This window comes from Bellilinea sp. (assembly GCF_034432615.1).
Lineage (GTDB): Bacteria > Chloroflexota > Anaerolineae > Anaerolineales > Anaerolineaceae > Bellilinea.
In genome coordinates this window covers 1-9,786 of record NZ_DAOUBL010000247.1, presented here as the reverse complement: position 1 = coordinate 9,786, position 9,786 = coordinate 1, and the positions used below count along the sequence as shown (strand labels likewise).

General features: G+C 55.5%; 10 protein-coding genes. 4 read left to right on the top strand and 6 right to left on the bottom strand.

Going from position 1 to position 9,786, the window contains the following annotated elements; all coding sequences use genetic code 11:
* The first annotated feature begins 312 nt into the window (after nt 1-312).
* A complete protein-coding gene (locus VAE48_RS10870) occupies nt 313-552 on the top strand; it encodes a DUF362 domain-containing protein (RefSeq protein ID WP_322793352.1) in 240 nt (79 codons plus the stop codon).
* Nucleotides 553-705: 153 nt separating this feature from the next.
* Here VAE48_RS10870 and VAE48_RS10865 read toward each other — a convergent pair whose 3' ends face one another.
* Nucleotides 706-1,515 carry an EFR1 family ferrodoxin gene (locus tag VAE48_RS10865; RefSeq protein ID WP_322793351.1) on the bottom strand — a complete coding sequence of 270 codons (810 nt, stop codon included), beginning with the start codon at nt 1,513-1,515 and terminating at the stop codon, nt 706-708.
* A 305-nt stretch (nt 1,516-1,820) separates the two neighbouring features.
* On the opposite strand from VAE48_RS10865, the gene VAE48_RS10860 reads away from it, so the two are divergent.
* Complete coding sequence (locus tag VAE48_RS10860) at nt 1,821-3,725, top strand: ABC-F family ATP-binding cassette domain-containing protein (protein WP_322793350.1); 1,905 nt, start codon at nt 1,821-1,823, stop codon at nt 3,723-3,725.
* Between the two features lie 65 nt (nt 3,726-3,790).
* Here VAE48_RS10860 and VAE48_RS10855 read toward each other — a convergent pair whose 3' ends face one another.
* The 5 genes from VAE48_RS10855 to VAE48_RS10835 all read right to left on the bottom strand — a co-directional run bounded on the left by VAE48_RS10855 (nt 3,791) and on the right by VAE48_RS10835 (nt 7,001).
* Nucleotides 3,791-4,099, bottom strand: a complete 309-nt coding sequence (locus VAE48_RS10855) for a DUF86 domain-containing protein (RefSeq protein ID WP_322793349.1) — start codon at nt 4,097-4,099, stop codon at nt 3,791-3,793.
* On the bottom strand, nt 4,096-4,395 hold the full coding sequence (locus tag VAE48_RS10850) for a nucleotidyltransferase family protein (protein WP_322793348.1): 300 nt from the start codon (nt 4,393-4,395) through the stop codon (nt 4,096-4,098). Before VAE48_RS10850 ends, VAE48_RS10855 begins: the two co-directional genes overlap by 4 nt.
* Before the next feature lie 116 nt (nt 4,396-4,511).
* Nucleotides 4,512-5,339, bottom strand: coding sequence for an NAD+ synthase (locus tag VAE48_RS10845; RefSeq protein WP_322793347.1), 828 nt, complete (start codon nt 5,337-5,339; stop codon nt 4,512-4,514).
* A 10-nt stretch (nt 5,340-5,349) separates the two neighbouring features.
* Nucleotides 5,350-6,213, bottom strand: a complete 864-nt coding sequence (locus tag VAE48_RS10840) for a nitrilase-related carbon-nitrogen hydrolase (protein ID WP_322793346.1) — start codon at nt 6,211-6,213, stop codon at nt 5,350-5,352.
* A 26-nt stretch (nt 6,214-6,239) separates the two neighbouring features.
* Nucleotides 6,240-7,001 (bottom strand): prolipoprotein diacylglyceryl transferase family protein, encoded by a 762-nt coding sequence (locus tag VAE48_RS10835; RefSeq protein ID WP_322793345.1) that lies wholly within the window; start codon nt 6,999-7,001, stop codon nt 6,240-6,242.
* A 215-nt stretch (nt 7,002-7,216) separates the two neighbouring features.
* Here VAE48_RS10835 and VAE48_RS10830 point away from each other — a divergent pair, with 215 nt between their 5' ends.
* Both VAE48_RS10830 and VAE48_RS10825 read left to right on the top strand, forming a co-directional pair.
* Complete coding sequence (locus tag VAE48_RS10830; protein WP_322793344.1) at nt 7,217-9,538, top strand: ArnT family glycosyltransferase; 2,322 nt, start codon at nt 7,217-7,219, stop codon at nt 9,536-9,538.
* Nucleotides 9,529-9,786, top strand: a 258-nt coding sequence (locus VAE48_RS10825; protein WP_322793343.1) for a hypothetical protein, incomplete at its 3' end; no start/stop codon positions are given. The genes VAE48_RS10830 and VAE48_RS10825, both read left to right, overlap by 10 nt.

The following is a 9,786-nucleotide window of genomic DNA, read 5'->3' as shown; positions in this document are numbered from 1 at the left end:
AGCGATTTTGGGGGAGGCACAGGAGGGGGCATGCCAGAAATTGCCACGCTCGCTGCGCTCGCTCAAAAGGACAGGCAGCGGTTAATGTCCCTCAGCCCGAAGCGACACGCACCCGTGCAGATCAATTGCCCCCTCCTTCGCCTCCCCAATATCGCCAAAGCGATAGTGGGGGAGGTTGGTGGGGGTCACACATAAGATTGCCACGTTCGCTGCGCCTGGAAAAACCGAACAATTGTGAATTAGCCTGCATTCCGCAGCGGGGTTAAATATGACATTTTTACACCGATTAAATGACAAAAGACCGCTAACAAACTGCGGCGGATATGTTATGCTTACCGCAGAAAGTACTTAAATTCACAAACGAACGAAAGGAAAGCAGCCATGGCGTATGTGATTACTGATGATTGCATTCAGTGCGGCGCATGCGAAGCCGAATGCCCGGAAGGCGCAATCTCCGAAGTGGACGGCCTGTATGTGATTGACGCTTCCAAGTGCCAGGACTGCGGTGCCTGCGCCGACGTGTGCCCGACCGGCGCTGCCCAGCCTGCCTGAGATTTTATTGGTCTCTCCTTTTTGGTAAACCAGAGCGGCTTTCAAGCCGCTCTGGTCTTTAAGCAGCGTGTGCTGTGCAAATGGGGAAAGGAGATCGGCAGGCTGATGGATCACCCGGCAAACCCGGTTTTGTTTGAGTGCTGCCGGCAGGCCTCAGGTTCCAAACCAGCCGGTGAAGGTCTTGTTGTAAAAAGCATAGACAACCAGATTTGCCAGCTTCCAGTTTACGCTGTAAGCCTTTTGTGGGCATCCGTTAACACAGCGGTAACAACGAATACATGCCGTGCCCACGGTGGGGTAAGGATCGAGGGCGATATTGTGAACCGGGCATTCAAATTCACACCAGCGGCACTGGTTACATCGCTTCAGGTTCAGTTTTGGTTTGGGCATTAACCAACGCAGCACGGCATCGGAACTGATCAGCGCCACAAAATCGTAAAAGCCGTACCTCAATTTGAAAGTATCTGCGCGGCTTCCCGCTACTTTGCCGGTAAAACCGCTATTCATGTGGCGAACCAATTCGGCGGCAAACTGGCGGGCCTGTAAAAAATCTTCGTCGTTTGGACGATCAGGCAGCCTGCCGTACAGGCATGGCGCCGGATGATGAACCATGCCGCGAGCCAGAAATCCGCCAACCACATCGGCATTCTTTGTATTTAGCAGCGTGTATAAATCATAAAGCACCCGTCCCGGAGCAGTTCCAGAAGTTGCAAAAACAAAAGCCTTTTTATCGGGCAGCGGCGGCAGGTTTCGTAAAAAATTCTTGATGGGTGCAGGCGCCTGACTTGAAAAACATGGGCTGCCAACCCCTAACAGGTCAGCTTCAACTGCATCTTGAACGGTGACTTTCTTCAGAGATAGGGTGCGGGTATCCCAACCAGCCTCTCGAAACACCTCCGCCATCGCTCTGGCAATCCGGCGGGTATTGCCTGTTTGGGTAAAGTAGATCAGGTTGACCTTCATAAGGATCACCCGTTCTTTCCAAATCGTTGAAATCGGTGAAGGTCAAAGGTTATGAAGCGATTATTGTCTGTACGCTACCCCCTGCGCCTGGACAATTACCAATTTCATTATAGATATTATTACAAATTAATTCAAGAATTCACAAAGCGAGGATCCATAATAAGCACAAAACCCAGACAAAAGCAAACTGAACCCCTTCCTACCTCCCCCAAAATCACTTTAGCGATTTTGGGGGAGGCAAGCCACACAAAAATTCTCTCTTCTTGCTCCACACCCCGCCATTCTGCGGTATACTGTTTTTCGCCATGAGTTTGATTACGGTTTCCGGGTTGAGCAAATCCTACGGCGCACTGGATTTATTCAGTGACCTGTCTTTTGCCATTCCACCCCGCGCGCGCATCGGGCTGGTTGGCGCCAATGGGGTTGGCAAAACCACCTTGCTACGCATTCTGCTGGGACTGGAAGAACCCTCCAGCGGAACCGTCCAGCGGGCGCGCGGCCTGCGCATCGGCTATTTGCCGCAGGAAGCCCGCCTCGATTCTCAGCGCACCCTCTGGCAGGAATGCCTGACCGTATTTGCCGACCTGCTGGAAAGACAAAACCAACTGGCTGAACTGGAAGCCGCCATGGCAGACCCCGCAACCGCCGAATCCGCCATGGAAGCCTACGGCAAACTGCAAGCCGAGTTTGAACACCTCGGTGGTTATACCTTTGAAACACGCATTGCACAGGTGCTGAACGGATTGGGTTTCAAGCAAGCGGATTTCAAGCGCCCCTTACCACAGTTATCCGGCGGTCAACGCACGCGCGCCGTGCTGGCCAAGCTGCTGCTGGAAAACCCCGATCTGCTGCTGCTGGATGAACCGACCAATCATCTGGACATTGAAGCGGTCGAATGGCTGGAAACCTACCTGCGCGAATGGGAAGGAGCGGTGCTGATTGTTTCGCACGACCGTTACTTTCTGGACCAGGTTGTCCATACCATTTGGGAAATGACCCCGGCGCTGGAAATTTATCCCGGCAACTACTCGGCGTATCTCGTGCAGCGCGAGGAACGCTACCAGCGGCGGCTGGAAGAATATCAGGCACAGCAGGAATTTATTGAGAAGGAGCTCGATTTTATCCGCCGCAACATCGCCGGGCAGAATACCCGTCAGGCGCAGGGACGCCGCAAGCGGCTGGAACGTCTGCTGGAAGAAGCCCGCCTTTCCCCGCCGCGTCAGCCGCGCCGCCTGCATTTTCACATTCAGGCAGCCAACCGCTCCGGTGATCTGGTTATCCGCACGCACGGACTGGCGGTTGGCTATCATGATGAAGGCAGACCGCTCTTTTACGCCCCTGATTTGATTCTGCGGCGAGGAGAATGTGCCGCCATCATCGGCCCCAATGGAGCCGGCAAGACCACCTTCCTCAAAACTCTGCTGGAACAAACACCGCCGTTCAGCGGAGAAGTTGTGCTGGGCGCCGGCCTGAAGATTGGTTACTTTGCGCAGGCGCATGAGGGTTTGAACCCCGATCACACCCTGATGGAAGCGATTGCAGAGATTGTCCCGGATTGGCTGCCGGCCCAGACGCGCGACTACCTGGCGCGCTTCCTCTTCACCGGTGATGATGTATTCAAGACGGTTGCCATGCTCTCCGGCGGAGAACGCGGCCGGCTGGCGCTGGCGCGGCTGGCCTTGCAGGGTGCAAACCTGCTCCTGCTGGACGAGCCGACCAATCACCTTGACCTGCCCTCTCAGGAAGCGCTGCAATCGCTGCTGGCCGATTACGGCGGTACCATCCTACTTGTTTCGCATGACCGTTACTTAATTGATTCACTGGCAACCCAGGTTTGGGAGGTCTTGCCCGAAGAACGAACCCTGCGAGTCTTTGAGGGCAGTTACAGCCAGTACAAAGCCTGGCTGGCAGAGCAGGCAGCCGCCGAAGCGGCCCGCCGCAATCAGGAAAAGGCTGCCCGAACCGAACGGCAGGCGGCGCGGAATGAACCATCCAAAAATCAACAACAGCGCCGCCAGGCGGTGATTGATGCCCTGGAAGCCGAAATCAGCGGCCTGGAACGGCGGCTGGGGGAGATCAGCCGGCTGCTGGAAAACCCACCGGCTGACCCGTTGGAAGTCAGCCGGCTGGGAGAAGAATACCAGCAGGTGCAGCACCAACTGGAAAAGTGCCTGGAGCGCTGGACTCACCTTCACGAAACACCAGTTTGATCTGCAGCAGTGAATGATTTTGCTTGAGGCAGCCGATTTCTATTCAATATAATCGGCTAATTGAATCAGGCCTTTTTCAATTCAGGAAGATTTTTCGTAAGAATATCCCACACAATAGGTAACTTGACCTGGTCATAGCCATGAACAATGATATTTCGGGTGCCAATCATGGATGACCATGGGATTTCTGGATGAGATTCCTGGAATTGTTCAGGAATCTTATTGGCTGCTTCTCCCAGAACAATCAGGTTATACAGAATTGCATCCTGTGTTTTGGAGTCTTCCAGGAAGTTTTCATACGAAACAACCTGATAAGATTGTATCGTTTCGATTGCCCGAATCATGTCCCTCAACAGCGTATGAATACTTTTCATATGGGGACGGCTTCTTTACGGATTTTGTTGTAAAAATTCTGATCCGATTGTTTTTCAATCACACTTAAGGGAATTACATCAATTTTTTTACCGATAAGCCGTTCGCATTCATATGCGAAACCAGCCACATTGAATAATGAAACACCTTCCTCAACCTCAATTAACAAGTCAAGGTCGCTGTGTAAGGTTTGATCTCCTCGTGCTACGGAACCGACGATGAATATCTTGCTAATCCCAAACTTGGCAGCAATTTGGTAAATCTGGGGGACATACCGCCGGATTTCTTCCAGGTCCATAGCCGTCATCTTAAGAAATTATACCTGATTTGGTTGACCAATGAACGAACCGACTGTGGAAAATGGCGTGTTGCAAAGAAAGAAAACCCAAACACCTCATTCTTGCAACAAAAAAACTAAGTGCCCCAATCACGCAGGTAGAGGAAGTCGTAGCCGATGGTGCGGTTGCTGAGTTTGGCAATGGGCGGCAGGATGCGCTTGAACTGGTTGCGGCGCATGCGCTCCACCACGCGGTGCACAAATGACGGCTCGAATCCGGCTTCAATGCACTCCTGCGGTGTATAGCGCTGATCCACCAGCAGATAGAGCAGGCGGTCCACTTCGGCGTAGGTGTAACCCAATTCGCCTTCATCGGTTTGACCAGCCCATAAATCCGCCGAGGGGGCCTTGCGGCGAATCGACTCCGGTACGCCCAAAGCCTCAGCCAACTGGCGCAGCTGAGTTTTGTACAAATCGCCAATCGGGTTGAGGGCGCACGCCGAATCGCCATACAGAGTGGTGTACCCCAATAAAATTTCGGTTTTGTTGCCGGTGCCGACCACCAGCCCGTTAAAAGCCGCAGACTGATCGTACAGGATGATCATGCGCTGGCGCGCCATGATGTTGCCGCGCCGCATGTTGTCCATTTCGGGGAAGCGCTGGAAGAGCGGTTCGACCATCGGCGTAATTTCCACGGTCAGGGATTGCACACCGGCGGCTTCGATAACCTTTTGAGCATCCTCGAGCGAATCGGCCGAGGAGGTGCGGTAGGGCATCCGCACGGCCAGCACATTCTCCCCTCCCAGGGCTTCAGCAGCCAAAAAGCAGGATACCGCCGAGTCAATTCCGCCCGACAGGCCGATGACGGCGCGGGAGAAGCCCATACGGGTAATTTCGCTGCGGATAAAGCCAGTCAAAATGCGCCGGGTCAGGTCGGTGTTTATGGTCAGGTCAACGATTTTCATGGCATTTTCCTTACTTACCGGAGGTGCGGCTGGTGAGGATGCGGTTCAGTTCACGCTGAACCAGAGCGGTACGTTCGTCGCGCAGCAGCGGCAGGCGGGCGCGCGTCCGGTGCAGTTGATTGAGGTCCAGTTCGGCAAGCGTCAGCCCTTCTTCAAAATAGGGCGCCTGAACGATCAAGTCTCCGTTTGGGTCAAAAACGGTTGAACCGCCCCAAAAATTGAGGCCATCCTCGTAACCCACCCGATTGGTGTGGGCAACAAACGCGGTGAACAGGCTGGCATAAGCGCGGTTGATGTGTTCCACCCAGCGGGCCGATTCGAGGATCGGCGCGCTGTTCAAGCCGCGCCCTGGGGAGGCAGAGGTGAACAGGAACAGGTCGGCGCCGTCCAGCCAGAGCAGGTAGGGCGGCGAAGCGTGCCAGAAGTCTTCGCAGATCAGCACCCCGGCGCGTCCAAAACGGGTTTCAAACGCCTGAATGGCATCCCCCCAGGCAAAGAATCGCCCCTCATCGAACAGGCCGTAGGTCGGTAAATACACCTTGCGGTGCACATGGCGCACTTCTCCGGCAGAGAGATAGGCGGCGGCAATGAAAAAGCGGTTGCGGGTATCCTCTTCCACAAAGCCGACCAGTAAATCAATCTTCTGCGAGGCCTGCAGCAGAGGACGAAAAAGCGGGTCGTCGGGGCGCGGGCGGTGGGCAACTGCCGGAGTCAGGTCTTGCAGCACGTAGCCGGTCAGTGAAAGTTCCGGGAAAATGAGCAGGTCAGCCCCGCTTTGGGCCGCCTGATGAGCAAATTGAAGATGTTTTTCGAGATTTTCTTCCGGTTTTCCCAATACGGTATTGATTTGAGCCATGCCAAGGGTTAATTTCATGGGTAATTTTTCCTGTGATCAAATGATCAAAATTGAGAGCGCCTTCTGGAAGAGAGACGCTGGCGGTTAATGGCACGGGTGAGGTTGATGGCTGCCAACACCAGTGCCCCCAGCAGGCTTACACCACCCAGCAGATAACTGACTGCATAGTCCAGGCGCAGGTTGTGGTACACTGGCACTGCATCGGCGCGCCACGATGAAAAGAGGAGGGTATGAACGGCAAGCACAAGACCGAGCAAAACCGCCCGTGCACCCGGCATTTGCAGCCCAAGGGCTTTTTTCTCCACCGGGCGGGCAATCAGCAGCAGCGCTGCCGCCGCAAAATACGGCAGAGGGAAACGGTAGGTCAGCGTGCCGTCCGAATCGAGCACCGGCAGCGCCCACGGATATTGATCGGTGAGGGCAACGCCGTAAGCGCAGCCGGCCGCACCGCAACCCAGCCACAGACAGACGGCGAGGGGGATGAGCATGAGCATGACCCGATCGGCAAGGCGCGCGAGGGGCTGGTGTTGAACCAGCGCAAGCAGCGGAATCATCAGCAAGGCTGCCAGCAGTGCCGTGGGGAAGATCAGCCCGCCCTCCCAAAAGCGCAGCGCGGCGGGTAAATCAGCGGTAAAGAGGTGGGGGTTGAGCCAGACAAAGCCGGCGCGTCCGCCGATCAGCGCGGCGAGCAGCACCACCCCGCCATTCAGCAGGCTGGGGTACTCTTTGCCGGGCGGGGCATCCCGCCAGACTTGCAGCAGACCCAGCGATGCGCCAATGCCAACCATCAGCGAAAAGAGATTCATCGTTTGGATTATAGCACTTTGGCAAATGAGTTACAAAAGAATGATTGTGCAGAGCTGATTTCAGGAAAAAGAAAGATAACAATCCTTTGAAATTGCAAGGAGTGATTCAACCAATCCCCTCAATTCCCAATGATTCTTAATCCCCAAAGATACCCTTTTTCCAAAATGGATTTGGGAGGGGGAAATAAATCGCTCATGCTATAATCCCAATAGACATGAGCGACGAGGATTCTATCTCCCAATCTTCCGAAGAAAACTTATCTCAACCGGCAGCAGCGCCGCCGCCTTCAACGGAGCAGCCTACACCTCCGGCCGAGATTCACCTGCACCTGCAGGTGGAAGTGCCCCCCAACACCAGCCTGCATCTGACCGTTGAAAGCCGCACGCGCGAAGGCAAACCGCTGGAAACCCGCTCGCTCACCTTCTCCAACCCGCCTTTGCCCCTGCCGGATTGGCTCGAGGCTGCTGGGCAGGCGGTTCAGCCCCGCCCCAGCCGGTGGGAACGGATCGTCCCTCATCTGCCGTCTATGCTGCTGGGGCTGGCATTACTGGTTTACCTGGCCACCCGTCTGATTGGCCTGCCGGACTTTCCGGTTTACTTTTTTACCGATGAAGCCGTGCAAACCGTGCTGGCGGCCGATCTGGTGCGGGATGGTTTACGCGGTTACAGCGGCGAATTTTTACCCACCTACTTCCCCAACGGTTCCATGTACAACCTGAGCCTTTCGGTTTACGTTCAGGTACTGCCTTACCTTTGGTTTGGAAAATCGGTGTGGGTTACCCGAGCCGTTCCGGCAATCATCAGCCTGCTGGCAGCGCTTGCGGTTGGGCTGAGCCTGCAAAAAGGCTTTGGCAGCCGCTTCGGCTGGGGGGCGGCCCTGCTGCTGACCGTGATGCCGGCCTGGTTTTTGCACTCGCGCACCGCTTTCGAAGCCGGACTGGGGGTCACTTTTTTTGCCGCACTGGTTTATTCCTATCTGCGCTACCGGCAGGGGGAAACCGCCTGGATTTACGGCGCAGTAACCGCTGCTGCGCTTGCCTTTTACAGTTACAGCCCGGCCCAAATGGTGATCGCCAGCCTGTCCCTGTTTCTGCTCATCTCGGACTGGCGTTACCACTGGCAGCAGCGCCGCCGCCTGCTGCTCGCGCTGGGACTGGCAGCGCTGTTCGCTCTGCCTTATTTCCGCTTCCAGATTGAGCACCCGGGGGAAACCCTGCGTCATTTGACCCTGCTCAATTCCTACTGGCTGACCGACCGCCCTCTGCTGGCTAAACTGGGTATTTATTTTGGGGAATATCTGCGCGGCCTCAACCCGCTTTACTGGTATGTTCCCCAATCGGGTGAGCTGATCCGTCATGTGATGAAGGGGTACGGCCATCTCGGCTGGATTACGCTGCCTTTCGTTGCCATCGGTCTGATCCGCGCGCTGCGGGGTATCCGCCGGAGTGAATACCGCCTGATTCTGCTGGCGCTGCTGGCGGCGCCCAGCGGGGCAGCGCTGGTCAAACTGGGCATCACCCGCGCGCTGTTCATGGTGATTCCGGCGGCTTTGTTGGGTGGACTTGGGCTGGAAAGCGCAATCGGCTGGCTCGGCAGCCGATTGCAAAAGCGCTGGCCGCGTCCAAACTGGACGATTGGGCTCAGCCTGCTGATCTTCCTCATCCTTGCCGCAGCCGCCTTTGGAATGCTGCAGGATGCCTTGCAGAATGCACCATTCTGGTCAAGCGATTACGGCTTGAGCGGCTTACAGTGGGGTGCGCGCCAGTTGTTCGCCGAAGTGAGCGATTATCTCAACCAAAACCCCGGCGTTGATCTGGTGGTTTCCCCGTCCTGGGCAAACGGCACCGATGTGATTGCACGGTTTTTCTTCGATGATCCGCAACCATTTCGCCTGGGCAGTATTGAGGGCCACCTGAACGAGGTTCAGCCGCTGGCAGAAAACACCCGCTTCGTGATGATTCCGGAAGAATGGCTCAAAGTCCAGGAGAGCAACAAGTTTACCGATATTCAGGTGGAGCGCACGCTGAATTACCCCAACGGCAAAGTGGGTTTTTATTTTGTGCGCCTGCGTTATGTGGAAAATGCACAGCAAATCTTCGACCAGGAGCGGCAGGAACGGCGCGCCTTACAGGAGAAGGCGCTGCGCCTGAATGACGGCACGCTGCTCAAGGTGCGCTACTCGCGGCTGGATATGGGCGAGATCGAACATGTCTTTGACGGGCAGCCGGGCACCTTAATCCGCACGATGGAAGCCAACCCATTGGTGTTGAACCTGATTTTTAATCAGCCGCAAAACCTGCAATCGCTGACCGCCCGGATTGGGGGTGTGCCGGGTAAAGTGGTGGTGTGGGTCTATCCGCCGAATGGCAGCAGCCCGCTGCGGTTTGAGGCCGATAAAGAGGAAACGCCCGATCCACGCAAGGTTACCATTGCATTTGACACGCAATTGAATGCCGGTCAGATAGACATTGAAATCTACAGCACGCGGGATGGCGAAACCGCCCATGTGCACTTATGGGATGTTTCATGGAAGTGAACCAGCCTTTCACCCGACGAAAACGCTCATGGGGGTTAAAGATGCTGGTGCTGGCCTGTCTGCTGATTTCGCTCGGCGGCTGGCTGCGGCTGGCTGAAACGCTCCGCAATGCAGAATTTTACAGCCAGCTCAATCTTCCTTTGGGAATGGGGTATTTTATCGCCAGCGGCGTGTTTTTTGGGTTGTTGGGTTTTCCTGCGGCATTGGGTTTATGGCTGCGCCACCGCTGGGGTATTGGGCTGGCTGCC